The sequence below is a fragment of the Streptomyces sp. NBC_01351 genome (assembly GCF_036237315.1).
GTDB lineage: Bacteria > Actinomycetota > Actinomycetes > Streptomycetales > Streptomycetaceae > Streptomyces.
On the sequence record NZ_CP108356.1, the window covers coordinates 2673152 to 2696140 of the forward strand.

Sequence of the window (22989 nt, forward strand, 5' to 3'; positions counted from 1 at the left end):
ACCCGGCTCTTGGTATCGACCGTGCCAGTACGTACGAGTAGTTAACCAAGCACCCGGATTGGGCGGGGCGAGAGTGGGAAGGGCTCCCCGGGTACACGCGATGCACGCACGACGCACGCGCCGTACACGCACGGCGCACCCGCCCACCCCCTCTCCCCGCCACCCGAGTGAACGCGGACAGGAGCGGCCATGCCCGCAGCCCAGCCGTCCCTTGAGCGGCTAGAAACAGAGCGAACAGAGCGTGCACTACCGGCCGTGATACCGGCCGGCCTGTTGTCACCGAGCCCTGCGAACTGCCCCCAGGTGATCCCATCATGATCGGTCGCATTCCCGTGCTGGACGTCCGCCCCGCCGTCGACTGCGGCGCCAGACCCGCCAAGGCGGTCGTGGACGAGGTCTTCGAGATTTCCGCGAGCGTGTTCCGCGAGGGGCACGACGCCCTCGCGGCCCACGTCGTGCTCCGTGATCCGAGCGGACGGCTGCGGCCGCCCGTGCCGCTGCGCGAGCTCGCCCCCGGCACCGACCGGTGGGGGGCCCGGGTCTCCGCCGAGGTCGAGGGGAGGTGGACGTACACCGTCGAGGCGTGGAGCGACCCGGTGGCCACCTGGCGGGCGCACGCCGCGATCAAGATCCCCGCCGGGATCGACACCGGGCTGACGCTCCTGGAGGGCGCCGAGCTCTACACCCGGGCCGCCGCCAGGCTTCCCAAGCGCGACGGCCGCGATGCCGTGCTGGCCGCCGCCGAGGTCATGCGGGACGACGACCGCGAGGTGGACGTCCGGTACGCGGCCGCGCTCGACCCGGACGTGGACGCCGCCCTCCGGAAGAAGCCGCTGCGCGAGCTGGTCACCGCGGCCAAGCCGCTGCCGCTGCTGATCGAGCGCAAACGGGCGCTCTTCGGCTCCTGGTACGAGATGTTCCCCCGGTCGGAGGGGGCGGTGGTCGAGCCCGGCGAGGCGCCGGTCAGCGGGACGTTCCGGACGGCCGCCGAGCGGCTGCCCGCGATCGCCGCGATGGGCTTCGACGTGGTGTACCTGCCGCCCATCCACCCGATCGGCTCCACCTACCGCAAGGGCCCGAACAACACGCTCTCCGCCGGGTGTTGGGATCCGGGGGTGCCCTGGGCGATCGGGTCCACCGAGGGCGGGCACGACGCCGTCCACCCCGACCTCGGCACGATCGAGGACTTCGACGCGTTCGTCGCGCGCGCCCGCGAGCTGCGCCTGGAGATCGCACTGGACTTCGCCCTCCAGTGCTCCCCCGACCACCCGTGGGTGGAGAAGCACCCGGACTGGTTCCGTCACCGTGCCGACGGCACGATCGCGTACGCCGAGAACCCGCCGAAGAAGTACCAGGACATCTACCCGATCCACTTCGACACCGACATGGCCGGGATCGTCGAGGAGACCGTGCGGATCCTGCGGTACTGGATGGACCACGGCGTGCGCATCTTCCGTGTCGACAATCCGCACACCAAACCGGTGGTCTTCTGGCAGAAGGTGATCGCGGACATCAACAAGTCCGATCCGGACGTCATCTTCCTGGCGGAGGCCTTCACCCGGCCCGCGATGATGCGCGCGCTGGCCTCCGTCGGTTTCCAGCAGTCGTACACGTACTTCACCTGGCGCAACACCAAGGCCGAGCTCACCGAGTACCTGACCGAGCTCGCCGACACCCCCTCGGCCTCGGTCATGCGGCCGAACTTCTTCGTGAACACCCCCGACATCCTCCACGAGTACCTCCAGAAGGGCGGCCGCCCCGCCTTCGAGGTGCGCGCGGTGCTCGCCGCCACCCTCTCCCCCGCCTGGGGGATCTACGCCGGCTACGAGCTCTGCGAGAACACCCCGGTGCGGGAGGGCAGCGAGGAGTACCTGGACTCCGAGAAGTACGAGCTGAGGCCGCGCGACTGGGCCGCCGCCGACCGCGAGGGCCGCACCATCGCCCCGCTGATCACCTCCCTGAACCGGCTGCGCCGCCGCAACCCCGCGCTCCAGCAACTGCGCGACATCCACTTCCACCCGACCGACAACGAACAGGTGATCGCCTATTCGAAGCACGCGGGAGCCAATTCCGTACTGGTGGTCGTCAACCTCGATCCGCACCACACCCAGGAGGCGACGGTCTCGTTGGACATGCCGGTACTCGGCCTCGACTGGCACGGGTCCCTCGCTGTGCGAGACGAGCTCACCGGCGAGACCTATCACTGGGGCAGGGCGAACTACGTGCGCCTAGAGCCGGGCCGTACGCCCGCGCACGTACTGGCCGCTCTGCGACCGTCCCCGCCCACCGGAGGGTCACCCACCACATGATGATCAACGATCCCGTCCCCGACACCTTCGAGGACACCCCCGCCAAGGACCGCGATCCCGACTGGTTCAAGCGGGCGGTCTTCTACGAGGTCCTCGTCCGCTCCTTCCACGACAGCAACGGCGACGGCGTCGGGGATCTCAAGGGGCTCACCGCCAAACTGGACTACCTCCAGTGGCTCGGCGTCGACTGCCTGTGGCTGCCGCCGTTCTTCGCCTCTCCCCTGCGCGACGGAGGCTACGACGTCTCCGACTACACCTCCGTGCTGCCCGAATTCGGCGACCTCGCCGACTTCGTGGAGTTCGTGGACGCCGCCCACCACCGCGGCATGCGGGTGATCATCGACTTCGTCATGAACCACACCAGCGACCAGCACGAGTGGTTCCAGCAGTCGCGCAAGGATCCGGAGGGCCCGTACGGCGACTACTACATGTGGGCCGACAACGACAAGCAGTACCAGGACGCCCGCATCATCTTCGTCGACACCGAGACGTCGAACTGGACGTACGACCCTGTGCGCAAGCAGTACTACTGGCACCGCTTCTTCTCGCACCAGCCGGACCTGAACTACGAGAACCCGGCCGTGGTCGAGGAGATCGTCTCGGCGCTGCGCTTCTGGCTGGACCTCGGCATCGACGGCTTCCGCCTCGACGCCGTGCCCTACCTGTACGCCGAGGAGGGCACCAACTGCGAGAACCTGCCGCGCACCCACCAGCTCCTCAAGCGGGTCCGCGCGGAGATCGACGCGCACTACCCGGACACGGTGCTGCTCGCCGAGGCCAACCAGTGGCCCGAGGACGTCGTCGACTACTTCGGGGACTTCGCCAAGGGCGGGGACGAATGCCACATGGCGTTCCACTTCCCCGTCATGCCGCGCATCTTCATGGCCGTACGACGGGAGTCCCGCTACCCGGTCTCCGAGATCCTGGCCAAGACCCCGGCGATCCCGGACCGCTGCCAGTGGGGCATCTTCCTGCGCAACCACGACGAGCTCACCCTCGAAATGGTCACGGACGAAGAGCGCGACTACATGTACGCCGAGTACGCCAAGGACCCGCGGATGCGGGCCAACATCGGCATCCGGCGCCGCCTCGCCCCGCTGCTGGACAACGACCGCAACCAGATGGAGCTGTTCACCGCCCTGCTGCTGTCGCTGCCGGGCTCGCCGGTGCTCTACTACGGCGACGAGATCGGCATGGGCGACAACATCTGGCTGGGCGACCGCGACGGCGTCCGCACGCCGATGCAGTGGACCCCGGACCGCAACGCCGGTTTCTCCTCCTGCGATCCGGGCAGGCTGAACCTGCCGGTCATCATGGACCCGGTCCACGGGTACCAGGTCACCAATGTCGAGGCGGCCATGGCATCGCCCTCGTCACTGTTGCACTGGACCCGGCGACTGATCGAGATCCGCAAGGCGAACCCCGCCTTCGGACTCGGCTCGTACACCGAACTGCCCTCGTCCAACCCGGCGGTGCTCGCGTTCCTGCGCGAGTTCGGGGACGACCTGGTGCTGTGCGTGCACAACTTCTCGCGTTTCGCGCAGCCCACCGAGCTGGATCTGCGGTCGTTCAACGGGCGGGTCCCGGTGGAGCTCACGGGTGACGTGCGCTTCCCGCCGATCGGCGAGTGGCCGTACCTGCTGACGCTGGCGGGGCACGGCTTCTACTGGTTCAGGCTGCGGGCCGAGCAGCGCGGCGAGCTCCGCGCCGAGTAACGGGCCGCCGAGTACGGGGCGGGCAGCTCGAACGGGTCAATCGCCCGCCCCTGTACGGATCATTCCGACCCGACACCCCCACATACCGGAGAAGCAACTGCCGCACATCCGGGACACTCTGCGCATTCTGTGACGGCCCGGGGAAAGGACGCGACGCCATGTCGGAGGCTGCATCCGCCCGGAACCGGCTGACCGCCGACCGGGCCGCCGGGATCGGCCCGCTCGAACAAATGCTGCGGGCCTGGCTGCCCGCGCAGCGCTGGTTCGCGGGCAAGGGCCGCGCCATCAGCAGGCTCAGGGCCGTCTCGGCGGCCGAGCTGCTGCCGCCGGGCTCCACCCCCGGTCTGCTGCACGTGCTCCTCGACGTCGACGGGGACTGCTACCAGCTCCTCCTGGGCATCCGCCCCTCCCCGCTGCCGCCGGCCCTCGCGCCCGCCCTGATCGGACACGCCGAGGACGGCCCGTACCGGGGCCGGGCGGTGTACGAGGCGCTGGGCGACCCGCGGCTCGCGGCGATGTTGCTGGAACGGTTGCGCTCCCCCGGCGCGCTCGGTCCGCTGCGCTTCGACCGGGACCCGGGGGCGCCGATCCCGGCCGGGCTCGCGCCCCGGCCGCTGTCCGGCGAGCAGACCAACTCCTCGCTGATCTACGGGGACGCGTACATCCTGAAGGTGTTCCGCCGGGTCGGCCCCGGGATCAACCCCGACCTGGAGCTGCCCCGGGCGCTGGCCGCCGCCGGCTGCTCCCGCGTCCCGGCGCCCGTCGCCTGGTACGAGGCGGAGCTGCCTGGGGGTCCTCCCCCTGGCTCCGCCGGGGGGACCCCCACCAGCGGTAGCTGGGGGAGCAGCGAGCCGCTGACCCTGGGCGTGCTCCAGCCGTACCTGCGCGGCTCCGACGACGGCTGGCAGCTGGCGCTGCGCCGGCTCGGTGCGGGGGCCGACTTCACCGCCGAGGCGCACGCCCTGGGCCGGGCCACCGCCGAGGTGCACAGCGCGCTGGCCTCGGCCCTGCCCACCCTCGCGCTCGGCCCGGAGCAGACGGCCCGGCTGGCCGCCGGGATGACGGCCCGGCTGGCCGCCACCGCCCGGGAAGTACCGTCCCTGCGGCCGTACGAGGCGGGGCTGCGGGGGGCCTTCGACGCGCTGGCCGCCTCCCGCGGAGCGGGGGTGCCGGCCCAGCGGATCCACGGGGACCTGCACCTCGGCCAGACCCTGCGCACCCTCGACGGCTCCTGGGCGCTGATCGACTTCGAGGGCGAGCCGGCCCGGCCGCTGGCGGACCGGCGCCGCCCCGAACCGGCCGTGCGCGACATCGCGGGGATACTGCGCTCCTTCGACTACGCGGCCCGCTCGCACCGGCCGTTCGCCCCGGCCTGGGCGGACGACTGCCGGGCCGCGTTCTGCGAGGGCTACGCCCGAACCACCGGCCGCGACCCGCGCGAGGATCCCGTACTGCTGCGCGCGTACGAGACCGACAAGGCGGTGTACGAGGCCCGATACGAGGCCCGGCACCGCCCCGACTGGCTGCACGTCCCGATGGCGGCGATCCGCCGGCTGTCGGAGCCGCAGCGTCCCGCCCACCGCATGCCCCCGCCCAGCCCGGGCAGCACCCCCCACCCGAAGCCCCCGAGGAGGCCGCTCGCGTGAGCGCCGCACGACAGCCGTCACCGACCGTCCGCGACGAATCCGCCGCACCCGTACCGGCGGCGGCGAAGAAGGCGGCCCGCCCCCCGCGGGCCCGCCGCGCCGCCCCTCCGCACGGGGTCCGGCAGGCGCCCGCGCTCGGCGGTGAGGAACGGGCCCGGCTGCTGGAGGGCCGCCACCACGATCCGCACTCCGTGCTCGGCGCCCGTACCCAGCGGGGCGGGGTGGCCTTCCGCGTGCTGCGCCCCTACGCCAAGGCGGTGACCATCGTCGCCAAGGGGCTGCGCGCCGAGCTGTTCGACGAGGGCGACGGGCTGTTCGCCGGGCTCCTGCCGCTGACCGGGGTGCCGGAGTACCGGCTGCTGGTCACGTACGACAGCGACGAGATCGAGGTGCACGACCCCTACCGCTTCCTGCCCGCGATCGGCGAGCTGGACCTGCACCTGATCGGCGAGGGCCGGCACGAGCAGCTGTGGAAGGCGCTGGGCGCCGAGCCGATGGAGCACCAGGGCGTGGCCGGCACCCGGTTCACGGTGTGGGCGCCGAACGCCCAGGGGGTCAGGCTCACCGGGGACTTCTCGTACTGGGACTCCGTCGCCTATCCGATGCGCTCGCTGGGCTCCACGGGCGTGTGGGAGCTGTTCCTGCCGGGTGTGGGCGTGGGCGCGCTGTACAAGTACGACGTCACCCGCCCCGACGGCAGCCACACCCTGCGTGCCGACCCGATGGCCCGCTCGGCGGAGGTGCCCCCGGCGAACGCCTCGGTGGTCACCGCCTCCCGGTACGCGTGGCAGGACGCCGAGTGGATGGAGCGGCGCGGGGCCCGGCCGCCGCACCAGGCGCCGTTCTCGGTGTACGAGGTGCACCTGGCGTCCTGGCGGCCGGGGCTCTCGTACCGGCAGCTGGCGGAGCAGCTCCCGGCGTACGTGAAGGAGCTGGGCTTCACGCACGTGGAGCTGATGCCGGTGGCGGAGCATCCCTTCGGCGGCTCGTGGGGCTACCAGGTCACCGGCTTCTACGCGCCGACCTCGCGGATGGGCTCCCCGGACGATTTCCGCCTGCTGGTGGACGCTCTGCACCGGGCGGGGATCGGGGTGATCGTCGACTGGGTGCCGGCGCACTTCCCGCGCGACGACTGGGCGCTGGCCGAGTTCGACGGCCGGCCGCTGTACGAGCACCACGACCCGCAGCGGGCCGCGCACCCGGACTGGGGGACGCTGGAGTTCGACTACGGCCGCAAGGAGGTCCGCAACTTCCTCGTCGCCAACGCCGTGTACTGGTGCGAGGAGTTCCACGTCGACGGACTGCGCGTGGACGCGGTCGCCTCGATGCTCTACCTCGACTACTCGCGCTCCGAGGGCCAGTGGACGCCCAACGAGCACGGCGGGCGGGAGAACCTGGACGCGGTGGCGTTCCTCCAGGAGATGAACGCCACCGTCTACCGGCGCTGCCCGGGCGTGGTGACGATCGCCGAGGAGTCCACGGCCTGGGAGGGCGTGACGCGGCCGACGGACGCGGGCGGGCTGGGCTTCGGGCTGAAGTGGAACATGGGCTGGATGCACGACACCCTGCGCTACATGTCGAAGGAGTCGGTGCACCGCAAGTACCACCACCACGACATGACCTTCGGGATGATCTACGCCTTCAGCGAGAACTACGTGCTGCCGATCTCGCACGACGAGGTGGTGCACGGCAAGGGCTCGCTGGTGTCGAAGATGCCCGGTGAGGACTGGTGGCAGAAGCGGGCCGCGCACCGGGCGTACCTGGGCTTCATGTGGGCCCACCCGGGCAAGCAGCTGTTGTTCATGGGGCAGGAGTTCGCGCAGGGTTCGGAGTGGTCGGAGGTGTACGGGCCGGACTGGTGGCTGCTGGACGACTCGTACGCGGCGGCCGGCGACCACCGGGGCGTACGGAGCCTCGTGCGCGATCTGAACCGTACGTACACGGCGGCGCCCGCCCTGTGGGAGCGGGACACCGTGCCGGAGGGCTTCGCCTGGGTGGAGGCGGACGCGGCGGAGGACAACGTCTTCGCCTTCCTGCGGTACGCGCAGGACGGCTCGCAGCTCCTCGCGGTGTCGAACTTCTCGCCGGTGGTCCGGCACGGGTACCGCATCGGGGTGCCGGAGGAGGTACCGCTGTGGCGGGAGGTGCTCAACACCGACCAGGAGCTCTACGGCGGCAGCGGCGTCCACCACGCGCGGGCGCTGCGGCCCGAGCCGGTGCCGGCGCAGGGGCGCCCGGCCAGCCTGCGCCTGACGCTCCCGCCCCTGGCCACCCTCTGGCTCAGGCCGTAGCGACGGCCGCGAGCTCGTCCTCCAGCTCCTGGAGCAGCTTGCGCTTGGCGCGCAGGCCGACCAGCTGCTTGACGGGCTCGCCGTCGCGGAACACGAGCATGGTCGGCATGGACAGCACCCCGTACCGGGCGACGGACTCGGGGTTGCCGTCCACGTCGATCTGCACGACCTTGAGCCGGTCGGCCTCCTCGGCGGCCACCGCGGAGAGCACGGGGGCGAGCTGCCGGCACGGAGGGCACCAGTCCGCGGTGAACTCCACGAGGACGGGCCGCCCCCGCTCCTCCAGCACCTCGGCCCCGAAGTCGGCGTCGGTCACCTCGGGCACACCCTGGGCGTGGATCATGTCGTCTTCCCCTCTCGTCCTCACGTGGTCATCTCGCAGCGCGGCACGGCGTACTCCCCGGCGGCCGCTTCGGCCTCGGCCAGCTGCCGGGCGACCTGCTCCCGCGCGTCCACCAGCTGCCCGATCAGCGCGTCCATCTCGGCGACCTTGCGGCGGTAGACGGCGAGCGAGGCGGGGCAGGCGTCCCCGGCGGGGTGCCCGGCCCGCAGGCAGTCCACGAAGGGCCGGGTCTCCTCCAGCTCGAATCCGAAGTCCTGGAGCATCCGGATCTGGCGCAGCAGCCGCAGGTCGTCCTCGTCGTAGGTGCGGTAGCCGTTGCCGTTGCGCCGCGCGGGCAGCAGCCCCCGGGATTCGTAGTAGCGCAGGGTCCGCGTGCTGGTTCCGGCCCGCTCCGCCAGTTCGCCGATTCGCATGCCCCGACGCTAGTCCTTGACGCCGACGTCAAGGCAAGGAGGCGAAGGAGGCGGCGGGGGCCCTCGCCACCCCCGTATGCGAGGGCTCCCGGTAGGGGGCACGCCGAGGAGGGGAAAGTGGTTCACCTGTGAGGACCCTGTGATGACTCTTGCGCCGTCGGACTTTGGCTGGAACCGTAGGGTCCAGTGGATCTTCAACCGCACCGATTACCGGACAGTCGCCTCGCAGCCCGTCAAAAACGCTTAACTCCGTAGGACTTTCCTACGAGTTATGGGCTTGTTTGTTTGGTCCGTAGTCGCCACTGCCTGGCCACTTCTACGGTGTGCCCTGTGCACTCCAGCCCACCTTTCAATGCCCCCGCCGCGCGTCGCCTGCGCGCGGCCCTGGGCATGGCACCCGGTCACGTCGCCTACGGCCTTCACGCCCAGTACGGACTCGTCGTCGCGCCCGAGACCGTGATGGCCTGGGAGCGTGGCGAAATATCGCCTACGTCCGCCGAGCTCACCGCGCTCGCCGGCGTCCTGTGGTGCTCTCCCGGGGAGCTGCTCGCCGAGCCGGTCACCCTGCGGGAACACCGCATCGCCCGGGGGCTCGCCCCCGAGGAACTGGCCCGGCGGGTCGGTGTGGAGCCGGGTGCCTACCAGAAGATGGAGGACGCCGGGCGCTGGAAGGGCAACGAGCGGCAGTCCGCCGCGCTGGCGATGGTGCTGGGGTTGACCCTGCGCCAGTTCCTGACGGCGACCGGCAAGAACGAGGAGCTGGCCGACGTCCTGCGCAGCGCGGTGACCACGCGCTGGCAGGCGTACGTGAAGCCGCTGGGCAAACTGCTGCCGATCCCCAAGGCCCACTTGGAGCGGATGCTGGAGCAGTTGCACGGGGACTACCAGTCGAAGATGGTGGCGACGCTCAGCTGGGGCGGCGGTGTGGGCGAGGCCGGCACCGGGGATTCGGGGCGGGAGTTCCTCGCCGAGATCGTGGACCGCTTCTGGCAGCTCGCCGGCGGTGCGGCGTAGGACACATGCGGTGCTACACGAACGGCCCCGGGGCCGTCCCGGAGAGGGACGGAACCGGGGCCGTTCGGCTGCGGAAGTGGGGGCGAAGGTCCCGCCCCCGCGGCGAAGGCCTCAGAAGACCGATTCGGCCTCGTACACGCGGTTCTCGGGGACCGTCTTGAGTTCCGTGACGGCGGAGGCCAGCGGGGCCATCACGATGTCGGTGCCGCGCAGGGCGGTCATGTTGCCGTACTCGCCGCGGTGGACGGCCTCGACGGCGTGCCAGCCGAAGCGGGTCGCGAGGACGCGGTCGTAGGCGGTGGGGGTGCCGCCGCGCTGGACGTGGCCGAGGATGACCGGGCGGGCCTCCTTGCCCAGGCGCCTCTCCAGTTCGACGGCGAGGCGGTTGCCGATGCCGGCGAAGCGCTCGTGACCGTACTGGTCGATGGCGCCCTTCTCGTACGGCATGGAGCCCTCGGCGGGGTGCGCACCCTCGGCGACGCAGACGACGGCGAACTTCTTCCCTCGGGCGAACCGTTCCTCCACCATCTTCACCAGGGCGTCCACCTCGAAGGGGCGCTCCGGCAGGCAGATCCCGTGGGCGCCGCCGGCCATGCCGGACTCCAGGGCGATCCAGCCGGCGTGCCGGCCCATGACCTCGACGACCATCACGCGCTGGTGCGATTCGGCGGTGGTCTTCAGGCGGTCGATGGCCTCGGTGGCCACCATGACGGCGGTGTCGAAGCCGAAGGTGCGGTCGGTGGAGGAGATGTCGTTGTCGATGGTCTTCGGCACGCCGACCACCGGCATTCCGGCGTCCGACAGCATCCGGGCGGCGGTCAGGGTGCCCTCGCCGCCGATCGGGATGAGGGCGTCGATGCCGTAGCGCTTCGCCAGTTCCTGCGCGTTCTCGGCGGCTTCGTGAAGACGTGCGCGCTCCATGCGGGCCGAGCCGAGGATGGTGCCGCCGCGGGCGAGAATGCCGCTGACGGCATTGATGTCGAGGGGGCGGAAGTTGCCGTCGAGGAGGCCCTTGAAACCGTCTTCAAAGCCGATGACCTCGTCCCCGTGGCCGACCAGGGCTCGGTGTACGACCGACCGGATGACAGCGTTGAGGCCCGGGCAGTCGCCGCCTGCGGTGAGAACTCCGATACGCATCGTGCTGTGTCTCCTGCTCCTGGTCGTACCTGGCCTTCCGCGTGCGGGCGGAGGGCCGTACATATGAAGGGCGTATGTGGTGAAGCGTGTCCGATTGTTCCACGGGCGGCGGGTGGGGCGCGCTTTGTGCTGCTCCGCCCAGAAGGCCTTTCGACCCCCTGAAAAGGCCCAATTCCCGGCGGGCGTCCCCTCCGCCCGCAGCGGTATCGTCAAGAGGGCAAGCCCACACCAACCGGGTCAATCGACTACATCATGGGACGGAGAGCACGCGTGACGCGCAGCGTGTACGTGACCGGCATCGAGCGGGGTGACGGCCGGCAGGTCGTCGAGCTGGGGATCATGGAGCTCCTGACCCGGCAGACGGGGCGGGTGGGCGTCTACCGTCCGCTGCTCCACGACGGACCCGACCGGCTCTTCGACCTCCTCAAGGCCCGCTACCGGATAGACCAGGACGCGGCGACGGCCTACGGCATGGAGTACCAGGAGGCCTCGGCGATCCTCGCCGAGAAGGGCACCGACGAGCTGGTGTCCCGGCTGGTCGACCGCTTCCACCGGGTGGCCCGGGACTACGAGGTCATGCTCGTCCTCGGTACGGACTACGCGGACACCAACCTCCCCGACGAGCTCGCCCTCAACGCCCGTCTGGCCAACGAGCTCGGCGCGGTGGTCGTTCCCGTGGTGGGCGGCACCAAGCACCCCGCCGAGGCCGTGCGCGCCGAGGCCCGCAACGCCTTCCGCGCCTACGAGAGCCTGGGCTGCCACGTCGTCGCGATGGTCGTCAACCGGGTGGCCCCCGAGGACCGCGACCTGATAGCCGAGCGCCTCGGCGCCCGGCTCCCCGTGCCCTGCTACGTACTGCCGGACGACAAGTCGCTGTCCGCCCCGACCGTCGCCCAGATCACCCGGGCGCTCGGCGGCGAGGTGCTCCTCGGCGACGAGGCCGGGCTGGCCCGCGACGCGCTGGACTTCGTCTTCGGCGGCGCCATGCTGCCGAACTTCCTGAACGCCCTGACCCCGGGCTGCCTGGTGGTCACCCCCGGGGACCGCTCGGACCTGCTCGTCGGCGCGCTGGCCGCGCACACCTCGGGCACCCCGCCGATCGCCGGTGTGCTGCTGACCCTGAACGAGCGCCCGACGCAGGACGTCCTGGCGCTGGCCTCGAAGCTCGCGCCGGGCACCCCGGTCGTATCGGTGGCCGGCAACAGCTTCCCGACCGCCGCAGAACTCTTCTCGCTGCAGAGCCGGTTGAACTCGGCGACCCCGCGCAAGCTGGAGACCGCGCTCGGCCTGTTCGAGCGTCACGTGGACACCGCCGAGCTGCGCGGGCTGCTGTCGGTGGCCCGCTCGGAGCGCGTCACCCCGATGATGTTCGAGCACGAGCTGCTGGAGCGGGCCCGTTCCGAGCGGCGCCGGGTCGTCCTGCCCGAGGGCGCCGAGGAGCGCGTGCTGCGCGCCGCGGACGTGGTGCTGCGCCGGGGGGTCTGCGACCTGACGCTGCTGGGCGAGGAGCAGGCGATCCTGAAGAAGGCCGCCGACCTCGGCATCGACATCTCCTCCGCGCAGCTCATCGACCCGGCCACCTCTCCCCTGCGGGAACGTTTCGCCGAGTACTACGCCAAGGCCCGCGCCCACAAGGGCATGACCGTCGAGCTGGCCAACGACGTGGTCACCGACGCCAATTACTTCGGCACCCTGATGGTCCAGGAGGGCCTGGCCGACGGCATGGTCTCCGGCTCGGTGCACTCCACCGCCGCGACCATCCGCCCGGCCTTCGAGATCATCAAGACAAAGCCGGAGGCATCGATCGTCTCCTCGGTCTTCTTCATGTGCCTGGCCGACCGGGTCCTCGTCTACGGGGACTGCGCGGTCAATCCGGACCCGAACGCCGAGCAGCTCGCGGACATCGCCGTCCAGTCGGCCGCCACCGCCGCCGCCTTCGGTGTCGAGCCGCGGATCGCGATGCTCTCGTACTCGACGGGCACCTCCGGTTCGGGCGTCGACGTGGACAAGGTCCGCAAGGCGACCGAGATCGTCCGCGCGCAGCGCCCCGACCTGGCTGTCGAGGGTCCGATCCAGTACGACGCCGCCGTGGAGCCCTCGGTCGCCGCGACCAAGCTGCCCGACTCGGAGGTGGCCGGCCGCGCGACGGTGCTGATCTTCCCCGACCTCAACACGGGCAACAACACGTACAAGGCCGTGCAGCGTTCGGCGGGCGCCGTCGCGGTCGGCCCGGTCCTCCAGGGCCTGCGCAAGCCGGTCAACGACCTCTCGCGCGGGGCGCTCGTCCAGGACATCGTCACCACCGTGGCGATCACCGCGATCCAGGCGCAGTCCCAGCCGTCGCCCCAGGCCCAGTAGTTCCGGCAGTCCCCCACCGCACTCGAAGGAAAGACCCCTCACCGTGACCGCATCGCGCGTACTCGTCCTCAACTCCGGCTCCTCGTCGGTGAAGTACCAGCTGCTCGACATGGCGGACTCCGCCCGCCTGGCGGTCGGCCTGGTGGAGCGCATCGGGGAAGAGACCTCCCGCCTCGTGCACGAGCCGTTGACCGGCCCCGGCGCGGCGGGCGGCAAGAGGGAGCGGCTCGGCCCGATCGCCGACCACGGGGCCGCCCTGAAGGCCGTCGCGGCCGAGCTGGCCGCGGACGGGCTGGGCCTGGACTCCCCCGAACTGGCCGCGGTGGGGCACCGGGTGGTGCACGGCGGAACGCGGTTCACCCAGCCGACGGTGATCGACGACGAGGTGCTGGCGGAGATCCGCAGCCTGATCCCGCTCGCCCCGCTGCACAATCCGGCGAACGTGACGGGCATCGAGGTGGCGCGCTCGCTGCGCGCCGACATCCCGCAGGTGGCCGTCTTCGACACCGCCTTCCACTCGACGATGCCGGAGTACGTGGCCCGGTACGCGATCGACGCCGCGACGGCCGACAAGTACGCCATCCGGCGGTACGGGTTCCACGGGACCTCGCACGCCTACGTCTCGCGGGCGACGGCGGCGCTGCTCGGCAAGGCTCCCTCGGACGTGAACGTGATCGTGCTGCACCTGGGCAACGGCGCATCGGCCTCGGCCGTGCGGGGCGGGGTGTGCGTGGAGACCTCCATGGGGCTGACCCCGCTGGAGGGTCTGGTCATGGGCACCCGTTCGGGCGATCTTGATCCGGCGGTCGTCTTCCACCTGGCACGGGTGGGGGGCCTCTCGGTGGATGAGATCGATTCGCTCCTGAACAAGAAGAGCGGTCTGCTGGGGCTGTGCGGCGACAACGACATGCGCGAAGTGGAGCGGCGGGCCCAGGAGGGCGACGCCTCGGCGCGGCTCGCGCTGTCCTCGTACGTACACCGGCTGAAGAAGTACATCGGCGCCTACTCGGCGGTCCTCGGCCGGGTGGACGCGGTCGCGTTCACCGCCGGGGTCGGCGAGAACTCCTCCTCGATCCGGGAGGCTGCGGTGGAGGGTCTGGCCGAGCTGGGCCTGGCGCTGGACCTGGAGGCCAACGCGGTGCGCTCCCCGGAGCCGCGGCTGGTCTCGGCGGAGTACGCCCGGGTGGCCGTCGCCGTGGTCCCGACCGATGAGGAACTGGAGATCGCCACCCAGGCGTACGCGCTGGTTACCCGTTAGTCACTTGGACTTTCCACCAGACGGAATATTCCGCTACGAAACAAACCGATAGGATCCGCTCCATGCGCCGTTCCAAAATCGTCTGCACGCTGGGCCCCGCCGTCGACTCGTATGAGCAGCTGAAAGCGCTCATCGAGGCAGGCATGAACGTGGCCCGATTCAACTTCAGCCACGGATCCCAGGCAGAACACCAGGAGCGGTACGACCGCGTCCGGAAGGTCTCCGAGGACACCGGGCGTGCCGTCGGCGTCCTCGCCGACCTCCAGGGCCCGAAGATCCGTCTGGAGACCTTCGCCGAGGGTCCCGTCGAGCTGGTGCGCGGTGACGAGTTCACCATCACCACCGAGGACGTCCCGGGCGACAAGTCCATCTGCGGCACCACCTACAAGGGCCTGCCGGGTGACGTCACCAAGGGCGACCAGGTCCTGATCAACGACGGCAACGTCGAGCTCCGGGTGACCGAGGTCGAGGGCCCCCGGGTCAAGACCATCGTCATCGAGGGCGGTGTCATCTCGGACCACAAGGGCATCAACCTGCCGGGTGCCGCCGTCAACGTCCCCGCCCTGTCGGAGAAGGACGTCGACGACCTCCGCTTCGCCCTGCGGATGGGCTGCGACATGGTCGCGCTGTCCTTCGTCCGTGACGCGAACGACGTCAAGGACGTCCACAAGGTCATGGACGAGGAGGGCCGCCGGGTCCCCGTCATCGCCAAGGTCGAGAAGCCGCAGGCCGTGGAGAACATGGCGGCCGTGGTCGACGCCTTCGACGCGGTCATGGTGGCCCGTGGTGACCTGGCCGTCGAGTACCCGCTCGAGAAGGTCCCGATGGTCCAGAAGCGGCTCATCGAGATGTGCCGCCGCAACGCCAAGCCGGTGATCGTCGCGACCCAGATGATGGAGTCGATGATCACCAACTCGCGCCCGACGCGCGCGGAGGCGTCCGACGTCGCCAACGCGATCCTCGACGGCGCGGACGCGGTCATGCTGTCCGCCGAGTCCTCGGTGGGTGCCTACCCGATCGAGACCGTCAAGACGATGTCGAAGATCGTCACGGCGGCCGAGGAGGAGCTCCTCTCCAAGGGCCTCCAGCCGCTGGTCCCGGGCAAGAAGCCCCGCACCCAGGGCGGCGCCGTCGCCCGCGCGGCCTGCGAGATCGCGGACTTCCTGGGCGGACGGGCGCTCATCGCCTTCACCCAGTCCGGTGACACCGCCCGCCGGCTGTCGCGCTACCGCGCCACGCAGCCGATCCTGGCCTTCACCACCGACCCGCACACCCGCAACCAGCTCACGCTGAGCTGGGGCGTCGAGTCCTACATCGTCCCGCACGTGGACAACACCGACGCGATGGTCGACCTGGTGGACGGCGAGCTGCTCAAGCTCAACCGCTACAACGAGGGCGACACCATGGTCATCACGGCCGGCTCGCCCCCCGGTGTCCCCGGCACCACCAACATGGTCCGGGTCCACCACCTGGGCGGCCCCGCCCGCGACTGAGGTCGCGACACCGCTCCACAGCACTGAACTCTGCCGCACAGAGGCCGAGGGCGGCACCCCGATCCGATCGGGGTGCCGCCCTCGGCGCTTTCGTACTGCGGATCTACTCCGGCGGGCCCATGTAGTTCTTCAGGCCGGGAACCGTCAGGGTGCCGCCGAACTGGCCGGCCTGGACGACCTTGACGTTCGTGAAGAACGCGAACGGGACGTTCAGCGGCGGCGGGCTGTTCGGGGTGAACTCGATCGGGATCAGACCGAAGAGGTTGCCCTTGAGGCTCTCGGTGTACATCGTCACCGTGCCGCCGCGGATCTTGGACGTGGAGCCCGGACGCGACTTCAGGTGGGCGACGTTCCCCTCCTTGCCGACCGTCTGGTACAGGTCCTTGATGTCCAGCGAGTCCGCGGTGAACTTCAGGACCTTCTTGACCTTGCCGCCGGCCGTCTTCACCTCGACGATGCCGTGGTAGTCCAGGCCGTAGAGGGTCAGCAGCGAGCTGTCGAGGTACCACGGCTCGTTCGGCAGGAGCGGGATGCCCTGCTCCAGCTCGGCGTCGGCCAGGGCCTGGGCGTCGTAGGTCGGGCACGGGAAGGGTTCCTTCCCGTCCGCGTCCTTCTTCGCCTCGTCCTTGGCCTTGTCCTCGTCGGCCTTGCCCGTCTCGTCCTTCGGGGACTTGACGGTGTCCTTGACCTCCTCGGGCAGCTCCTCGACCTGGACGCCCGCCGTCTTCGCCGCGTCGCGGATGGCGTCCGCGGCCGGGTCGGTCGTCGTCGGGGGCTTGGTCGGGGTCTTCGTCGGGGTCGTGGACGGCGTCGTGGACGGCGTCGGCGTCGGCGCCGGGGTCGTCAGGGGCTTGGTGAGCCCGTCGACGAGATCCTTGAGCGCGTCTCCGACACCCAGCGGGTCCAGCGGGTTGGTGGTCTTGGTCGGCGTAGGCTCCGCGGCCGCGGGGGCCGCCGGCTTGTCGGCCGTGGACCCGGTCGCCGTCGGGCTGGGGCTCGCCGACCCGCTCGGCTTCGGCTTCGCCGACGCGGACGGGGAGGCGCTCGCCGTGGCCGACGCGCTCGGCGAAGGCGACTTCGAGGGCGAGGGCGACTTCGACTCGGACTCCGCGGGTTCGTCGGACCGTGTCACGCACGGCCCGGGCGCGAAGGGGATCTCCTTGTCGTCGGCCACCGCCAGCTTGGGCGCCATGCCCATCCCGACGAACACGGCCGTCGGCATCGCCGCCAGCGCCATCGTCTTGCCGACGGGTATCTGGAGCTTGTTCAGCAGCGACTTCCTGGGGGCCGCGTGCCGCGGACCCTTGATCTCACGGGACTCTGCGCCTGGGGCCACGCCCCGCTGCGTCTCGTCACCCCGCACTGTTCCTCCCGCCATCGGCGTGGGCAGTCGTCTCGCTCGCGTGTGCCGGCGTTTCCGTTGCGCGCTGTCCCGGGAAGCCCTGGGGGCCCGCCATCCAGTCCGCCTTGGTCATGTCGACCGCCGCGGCCGCCGGCCTCTGGTCCACCGGCTCCTCTTCCGCCGGCCGGCCCGGGGACCACGACAGCGCGAGGGCGCCGCCGATCAGGGCGGGGATGAAGCCGAGGCCGAAGCCGCCGAGGTTGGACACCGGGATCGAGACCAGCGCCAGCAGGATCGCGGCGACTCCCGCGAAAACGCGGATGGTCTCCTGGAACCAGAGGGCCAGTCCCAGCGTGATCAGCAGTACGCCGATGATCAGGGCGCCGGCGCCACCCGTGGTGGCCATCGCGAGGCTGATGTTGCCCAGGCGGAGGTCGGCGTACGGGAAGTAGGCGATCGGGAAGCCGCTGAAGAGCGTGAACAGCCCGGCCCAGAAAGGACGGCGGCCGGTCCAGGCGTGGAAGTGGTAGTACACCACGGTGAGCCAGGCGTCGTCTTCGGCGCGAACGTAAACCGGGGCCTGGGGGTTCATGGACAACAGCTCCCTGGAAACGGTGGTACGGAGAATCTGTGGAGCCCGGACGGGGCGGCCGGCGACGGCTGACGCCGCCGACCGCCCCTCCGGTCACTCAACCGGGACTGATTACTTCTCGTCCTGGTAGCACGGCTGGTCGCCACCGAGCAGGCGCAGCTTCAGGTCGGGAAGCTTGAACGTGCCCGCCGTGGTCGCCCACGCCTTCTGGCGCACGTTCGTCAGGATCGCCTTCTCGGCACGCTGCGAGAACGCGTACTTGTTCTCGTCGGTGACCGTGCCGGCCTGCGGCTTCATCTTGTGGTTCGGGTCACTGACCGCGACACCGATGTCCAGGTTCTTGAACTCGGCATCGGCGTCGAGCTCGGCGACATCGAGGTAGATGTTGTCGGCTTCGGCCGGCTGACCCTTGTGGCCGGTCCTCAGCTGCAGGGTGACGGTACCCAGCGGCGTCTTGGTGGCCAGGGACTGGCACATGTTGGTGATCTTGGCGTGACTGAACCCGGAGATCGTGACCGGGTGCGCGACAGGCTTGCCTGCCATGTCGTGCCCCTTGGCGAGGCCGCCGTACTGAATGAGGTTGTCACCGTCGAGCTTGTCGGCCGAGACCTTGAAGTCCTGGCCGGAGACGCTGAAGGACGCCGCGAGGGCACCCTGCGCCAGACCCACACCGACCGCGGCCGTGGCCGCGATGCTCGGCACCATGACGAGCGCGAAGCGCTTCCATCTGGTCCCGCCACGAACCTGAGAACTCATTTCGTTCCTCCTTCTCGGACGTACATCTCCGGTCCGGGCCGTGCCCGTCCTGGGATGGGAGAAGTGCTACGTCCTCGGGAAGGAGCGCAGGCGTCCGGGCCGCGGCTGTTGCCACGTCCGATACACCGGCGATCACCCCCGAGCGACAACCACTGGGCCACGCGTTCGCGCAACCTGGAGGACAGGCCCCGCCGTGTGGCAGAGACCCCCCTGTCCATGGGCCGGTGCCACTGCCACCGGTCCACTCGGTGGGGACCCTCCACCGCAACTCCGAGTGAGCGGCTCTGCGGGAAGGACCGAGCGTCGCCGATCGTGGTCCATTCCCGGCCGGGGCACAAGGGGGTTCGTTACTGGCCGGTAACGGCCCGATAACCCGAGCGCGACCCACTGCCGCCGGGTGGCGACACAGGGTGTCACCGAAGGCCGCGACAAAGGGGAGAAAGAGCGAACACTCCGGACAGTTCACGGGGTTCGACTTACTGCGAGTAACAGCGGCCGCGATTGCCAAGTTTTGGCAAAGTGCGGCCGCTGTTTATCTCTGTGTCAACAAATCGCCGGCTTCCCGAGCCGGTGGCGGGCTGGTGCCCAGGCCGCGTACTAGAACAGCACCCGGGCCAAGGCCGTGCGCGCCGCCGTCACCCGCGGGTCGTCCGCTCCGATGACCTCGAACAGTTCCAGCAGGCGCAGCCGTACGGCGTCCCGGTCCTCACCGAACGTCACCCGCACGGTGTCCACCAGGCGCCCGAAGGCGTCCTCCACGTGACCGCCGACCAGATCCAGGTCGGCCGCGGCGATCTGCGCCGCCGGGTCGCGCGGGTTCTCGGCGGCCGCGGTCCGCACCGCCTGCGGGTTCATGTCCTGGACCCGGGCGAGGAGCTCGGCCTGTGCCAGGCCCAGCTTGGCCTCGGTGTTGGCCGGGTCGTCCGCGAGTACGTTCTTGTACGCCTGCACGGCGCCGCCCAGGTCGCCGGCGTCCAGCGCGACGACGGCCGCTTCCAGCAGTGCGTCGTACGGACCGGCTGGGACCTCGGCCTCGTCGGAGGCGGCGGCGCCCGGAGCGGCCCCCTCCGCGTTCGGGTCCACCTCGATGCCGATGATCCCGAAGCGCTCCTCGGCCACCTGGACCAGCTGGGCGAGGGTCTCGCGGATCTGCTGCTCGGGGGCCACGCCCTGGAACAGCGGCAGCACCTGCCCGGCGACCACGGCGAAGACGGCCGGGATGCCCTGGATCTGGAACTGCTGCATCAGCATCTGGTTGGCGTCGACGTCGACCTTGGCCAGCACGAGACGGCCGTTCGCCTCGACGGTCAGCCTCTCCAGGAGGGGGCTGAGCTGCTTGCACGGCTCGCACCACTCGGCCCAGAAGTCCAGGACGACCGGAACCTCTGCGGAGAGCTGGAGCACATCGCGTTCGAATCCGGCCTCGTCTACGTCGATGACGAGTGCGGACGGCGGCACGGCTCCGGCGGCCGGGCCGTTCCCGCCGCCCTGGCCGGCCTGGCGTGCCGCTTCGGCGCGGGCCTGCTCGGCCTTGGCCTTGGCCTCGCCGGCCGCCTTCACAGCGGCGAGGTCGACGACGCCGCTCATGGACATGTTTCTGGGCTGCATGCGTACATCCTCCCCCGTATGCGCGCACCGACGAAAAAGATCGCGTGAATTGGCCTGTTGCAGGTCGGCGCCGGGTCCCCACCTGGCGCCTGTAGCCCTTCGCGTGGTTGTCGCTCTTACGCTACGAGCCGTAGCGTAACTCCTCCGGCCCCCGCAGCGCCGCGTGATCTGAACCACAGCTCTTGGGGATCCGGTCATTCCGCTACCGGCGGGTATGGTCTCGGCCATGCGCACCCCCAGCCCCGGCCGGACCGGCCGTCCCCGCAGCGCCGCAGCGGACGCGGCGATCCTCGCCGCCACACGGGACGCGCTGGTCGAGCTGGGCTGGTCGAAGCTGACGATGAGCGACGTCTCGGCTCGGGCCGGCGTCGCCAAGACCACCCTCTACCGACGCTGGGCCGGCAAGAACGAGCTGGTCGTGGACGCGGTGGCGGAGCTCTTCGACTCCCTCGAACTACCGGACCGCGGCTCCCTGGAAGCCGACATCGAGTACGTGGTGCTCCGGTTCGCGGAGCTGCTGCGGCGCCCGGAGGCCCGTACGGCCCTGATGGCGGTCGTCGCCGAGTCCACCCGGGACGATGCCCTGCGCGACCGGATCCGGTCGGCCATCGTGGACCGGCAGAAACGTCTCGTCGTACTGGGTCGCGAGCGGGCCCGGGCCCGCGGCGAGCTCCCGGACGAGGAGGACGAGGTCCTCGCCGCCCACACCACGGACCTGATCTTCGACGTGATCGCGGGCACGGTGGTGCACCGCGTCCTGGTGAGCTCCGAGCCGGTGGACGAGATGTGGGCGGCCGGCTTCACGGCCCTCCTGATGCACGGCCTCCGGGGCCCGGCCCCCGCCGCCTGATCCCAGCGGAACGGCCGAGGCCGGTCACGGCGCCGCCCTTGGGGGCGCCGTGACCGGCCTCGGCCGTCGTGCACGCGCCGGCTCAGAAGCCGGGCGGCTCCGTGTAGGTGCCCCACTCGTCGCGGAGCACGTTGCAGATCTCGCCCAGCGTGGCCTCGGCGCGCACCGCGTCCAGCATGGCGGGGATCATGTTCGACCCGTCGCGGGCCGCCTCCAGCATGGCCTTCAGCGAGTCGGTGACCTTCGCGTCGTCGCGGCGGCCCTTGCGCGCGGCCAACTCCCGCACCTGGACGGTCTCCACCTCGTGGCTGACCCGGAGGATCTCCAGGTCCCCGGTGACCGAGCCGTGGTGGCAGTTGACGCCGACGACCCGCTTGTCACCCTTCTCCAGCGACCGCTGGTACTGGAAGGCCGACTCGGCGATCTCCCCGGTGAACCAGCCGTCCTCGATGCCCCGCAGGATGCCCGAGGTGATCGGCCCGATGGGGTGCTGCCCGTTCGGGTGGGCGCGCAGGCCGCGCTCCTTGATCTGGTCGAAGATCTTCTCGGCGTCGGCCTCGATGCGGTCGGTGAGCTGCTCGACGTACCAGGAACCGCCGAGCGGGTCCGCCACGTTGGCGACGCCGGTCTCCTCCATCAGCACCTGCTGGGTGCGCAGGGCGATCTCCGCCGCCTGCTCGCTCGGCAGCGCGAGGGTCTCGTCGAGGGCGTTGGTGTGCAGGGAGTTCGTGCCGCCGAGCACGGCCGCGAGGGCCTCCACGGCGGTGCGCACGACGTTGTTGTAGGGCTGCTGCGCGGTGAGCGAGACACCGGCGGTCTGGGTGTGGAAGCGCAGCCACATCGACTTGTCGGACTTCGCCCCGTAGACCTCCTTCATCCAGCGGGCCCAGATCCGGCGGGCCGCGCGGAACTTGGCGATCTCCTCGAAGAAGTCGAGGTGCGCGTCGAAGAAGAAGGAGAGGCCGGGCGCGAAGTGGTCCACGTCCATGCCGCGGGAGAGGCCGAGCTCCACGTAGCCGAAGCCGTCGGCGAGGGTGTAGGCGAGCTCCTGCGCGGCCGTGGCCCCGGCCTCGCGGATGTGGTAGCCGGAGACGGACAGCGGCTTGTAGGCGGGGATGCCCTTCGCGCAGTACTCCATGAGGTCGCCGATGAGGCGCAGGTGCGGCTCGGGCTCGAAGAGCCACTCCTTCTGGGCGATGTACTCCTTGAAGATGTCGGTCTGGAGCGTGCCGTTGAGCACGGCCGGGTCCACACCCTGCCGCTCGGCGGCGACCAGGTACATGCAGAAGGCGGGCACGGCGGGGCCCGAGATCGTCATGGAGGTCGTGACGTCGCCGAGCGGGATGTCCTTGAACAGGACCTCCATGTCGGCGGCGGAGTCGATGGCGACCCCGCAGTGCCCGACCTCGCCCAGCGCGCGGGGGTCGTCGGAGTCGCGGCCCATGAGGGTCGGCATGTCGAAGGCCACGGAGAGCCCGCCGCCGCCGGCGGCCAGGATCATCTTGTAGCGCTCGTTGGTCTGCTCGGCGTTCCCGAAGCCGGCGAACTGCCGGATCGTCCAGGTCCGCCCCCGGTAGCCGGTGGCGTGGAGGCCCCGGGTGTAGGGGTACTCCCCCGGCCACCCGATGCGCTCGAACCCCTCGTACGAGTCCCCGGGCCGGGGCCCGTAGACGGGATCGACGTCATCTCCGGAGAGCGTCGTGAAATCGGCCTCGCGCTTGCGGGCCTTGTCGTACCGGGCCTGCCAGCGAAGGCGGCCCTCCTCGATGGCGTCTGCGTCCATACCCATGAATTTACTAGGACGTCCTAGTAAATGTCGATGGGCAACCCCCGGGGAGTCTTCCCCGGGGGTCGTGGTCCGGTA

Annotated in this window: 17 protein-coding genes; 9 read left to right on the forward strand and 8 right to left on the reverse strand. The window is 70.5% G+C overall.

All coding sequences use genetic code 11. The features are described 5' to 3' along the window. Positions 1–314: 314 nt before the first annotated feature. The 4 genes from OG625_RS11835 to glgB all read left to right on the forward strand — a co-directional run bounded on the left by OG625_RS11835 (position 315) and on the right by glgB (position 7961). Positions 315–2309, forward strand: a complete 1995-nt coding sequence (locus tag OG625_RS11835; protein WP_329379099.1) for an alpha-1,4-glucan--maltose-1-phosphate maltosyltransferase — start codon at positions 315–317, stop codon at positions 2307–2309. After that, positions 2306–4024: a maltose alpha-D-glucosyltransferase gene (treS, locus tag OG625_RS11840; RefSeq protein ID WP_329379101.1), complete on the forward strand. Its 1719-nt coding sequence runs from the start codon at positions 2306–2308 to the stop codon at positions 4022–4024. Before OG625_RS11835 ends, treS begins: the two co-directional genes overlap by 4 nt. Positions 4025–4182: 158 nt before the next feature. Next, the gene (locus OG625_RS11845) at positions 4183–5670 is read left to right on the forward strand and encodes a maltokinase N-terminal cap-like domain-containing protein (protein WP_329379103.1); all 1488 of its coding nucleotides are present in this window, start codon (positions 4183–4185) and stop codon (positions 5668–5670) included. Continuing rightward, positions 5667–7961, forward strand: a complete 2295-nt coding sequence (glgB, locus tag OG625_RS11850; RefSeq protein WP_329379104.1) for a 1,4-alpha-glucan branching enzyme — start codon at positions 5667–5669, stop codon at positions 7959–7961. The genes OG625_RS11845 and glgB overlap by 4 nt, the downstream gene beginning before the upstream one ends. Here glgB and OG625_RS11855 read toward each other — a convergent pair. Both OG625_RS11855 and OG625_RS11860 read right to left on the reverse strand, forming a co-directional pair. Further along, complete coding sequence (locus tag OG625_RS11855) at positions 7951–8304, reverse strand: thioredoxin family protein (RefSeq protein ID WP_329379106.1); 354 nt, start codon at positions 8302–8304, stop codon at positions 7951–7953. The genes glgB and OG625_RS11855 overlap by 11 nt on opposite strands. Before the next feature lie 20 nt (positions 8305–8324). Then, on the reverse strand, positions 8325–8717 hold the full coding sequence (locus OG625_RS11860; RefSeq protein ID WP_329379108.1) for a MerR family transcriptional regulator: 393 nt from the start codon (positions 8715–8717) through the stop codon (positions 8325–8327). Positions 8718–9038: 321 nt separating this feature from the next. Here OG625_RS11860 and OG625_RS11865 point away from each other — a divergent pair, with 321 nt between their 5' ends. Next, positions 9039–9731, forward strand: coding sequence for an XRE family transcriptional regulator (locus OG625_RS11865; RefSeq protein WP_329379110.1), 693 nt, complete (start codon positions 9039–9041; stop codon positions 9729–9731). 111 nt (positions 9732–9842) lie between these two features. Here OG625_RS11865 and OG625_RS11870 read toward each other — a convergent pair whose 3' ends face one another. Continuing rightward, positions 9843–10868: an ATP-dependent 6-phosphofructokinase gene (locus tag OG625_RS11870; protein ID WP_329379112.1), complete on the reverse strand. Its 1026-nt coding sequence runs from the start codon at positions 10866–10868 to the stop codon at positions 9843–9845. 270 nt (positions 10869–11138) lie between these two features. Here OG625_RS11870 and pta point away from each other — a divergent pair, with 270 nt between their 5' ends. The 3 genes from pta (at position 11139) to pyk (ending at position 15977) form a co-directional block, all read left to right on the forward strand. Then, positions 11139–13226, forward strand: a complete 2088-nt coding sequence (gene pta / locus OG625_RS11875) for a phosphate acetyltransferase (RefSeq protein ID WP_329379114.1) — start codon at positions 11139–11141, stop codon at positions 13224–13226. Positions 13227–13269: 43 nt separating this feature from the next. Further along, positions 13270–14484 (forward strand): acetate kinase, encoded by a 1215-nt coding sequence (locus tag OG625_RS11880; protein ID WP_329379116.1) that lies wholly within the window; start codon positions 13270–13272, stop codon positions 14482–14484. Between the two features lie 62 nt (positions 14485–14546). Next, positions 14547–15977, forward strand: a complete 1431-nt coding sequence (pyk, locus tag OG625_RS11885; protein ID WP_329379117.1) for a pyruvate kinase — start codon at positions 14547–14549, stop codon at positions 15975–15977. Positions 15978–16080: 103 nt separating this feature from the next. Here the strand turns inward: pyk and OG625_RS11890 are convergent, their stop codons facing one another. From OG625_RS11890 to OG625_RS11905, 4 genes are all read right to left on the reverse strand, one after another. Further along, on the reverse strand, positions 16081–17340 hold the full coding sequence (locus OG625_RS11890; protein ID WP_329379118.1) for a hypothetical protein: 1260 nt from the start codon (positions 17338–17340) through the stop codon (positions 16081–16083). Further along, positions 17330–17911, reverse strand: coding sequence for a DUF6114 domain-containing protein (locus tag OG625_RS11895; RefSeq protein WP_329379119.1), 582 nt, complete (start codon positions 17909–17911; stop codon positions 17330–17332). Before OG625_RS11895 ends, OG625_RS11890 begins: the two co-directional genes overlap by 11 nt. Before the next feature lie 111 nt (positions 17912–18022). Next, entirely contained in the window at positions 18023–18667 is a 645-nt protein-coding gene (locus OG625_RS11900) for a DUF6230 family protein (RefSeq protein WP_329379121.1), read from the reverse strand. A gap of 597 nt (positions 18668–19264) precedes the next feature. After that, positions 19265–20275: a tetratricopeptide repeat protein gene (locus OG625_RS11905; RefSeq protein WP_329379122.1), complete on the reverse strand. Its 1011-nt coding sequence runs from the start codon at positions 20273–20275 to the stop codon at positions 19265–19267. A gap of 226 nt (positions 20276–20501) precedes the next feature. Here OG625_RS11905 and OG625_RS11910 point away from each other — a divergent pair, with 226 nt between their 5' ends. Further along, entirely contained in the window at positions 20502–21125 is a 624-nt protein-coding gene (locus OG625_RS11910) for a TetR/AcrR family transcriptional regulator (RefSeq protein ID WP_329379124.1), read from the forward strand. Positions 21126–21207: 82 nt separating this feature from the next. On the opposite strand, the gene OG625_RS11915 is transcribed toward OG625_RS11910, so the two are convergent. Next, on the reverse strand, positions 21208–22908 hold the full coding sequence (locus tag OG625_RS11915; protein WP_329379126.1) for an acyl-CoA mutase large subunit family protein: 1701 nt from the start codon (positions 22906–22908) through the stop codon (positions 21208–21210). Positions 22909–22989 lie beyond the last annotated feature (81 nt).

Bases quoted from the DNA above. Each gene is read 5' to 3' on its own strand.
- OG625_RS11835 (WP_329379099.1), top strand. From the start codon at position 315: ATGATCGGTCGCATTCCCGTGCTGGACGTCCGCCCCGCCGTCGACTGC.
- treS (WP_329379101.1), top strand. From the start codon at position 2,306: ATGATGATCAACGATCCCGTCCCCGACACCTTCGAGGACACCCCCGCC.
- OG625_RS11845 (WP_329379103.1), top strand. From the start codon at position 4,183: ATGTCGGAGGCTGCATCCGCCCGGAACCGGCTGACCGCCGACCGGGCC.
- OG625_RS11855 (WP_329379106.1), bottom strand. From the start codon at position 8,304: ATGATCCACGCCCAGGGTGTGCCCGAGGTGACCGACGCCGACTTCGGG.
- OG625_RS11860 (WP_329379108.1), bottom strand. From the start codon at position 8,717: ATGCGAATCGGCGAACTGGCGGAGCGGGCCGGAACCAGCACGCGGACC.
- OG625_RS11870 (WP_329379112.1), bottom strand. From the start codon at position 10,868: ATGCGTATCGGAGTTCTCACCGCAGGCGGCGACTGCCCGGGCCTCAAC.
- pyk (WP_329379117.1), top strand. From the start codon at position 14,547: ATGCGCCGTTCCAAAATCGTCTGCACGCTGGGCCCCGCCGTCGACTCG.
- OG625_RS11895 (WP_329379119.1), bottom strand. From the start codon at position 17,911: ATGAACCCCCAGGCCCCGGTTTACGTTCGCGCCGAAGACGACGCCTGG.
- OG625_RS11900 (WP_329379121.1), bottom strand. From the start codon at position 18,667: ATGAGTTCTCAGGTTCGTGGCGGGACCAGATGGAAGCGCTTCGCGCTC.
- OG625_RS11905 (WP_329379122.1), bottom strand. From the start codon at position 20,275: ATGCAGCCCAGAAACATGTCCATGAGCGGCGTCGTCGACCTCGCCGCT.
- OG625_RS11910 (WP_329379124.1), top strand. From the start codon at position 20,502: ATGCGCACCCCCAGCCCCGGCCGGACCGGCCGTCCCCGCAGCGCCGCA.
- OG625_RS11915 (WP_329379126.1), bottom strand. From the start codon at position 22,908: ATGGACGCAGACGCCATCGAGGAGGGCCGCCTTCGCTGGCAGGCCCGG.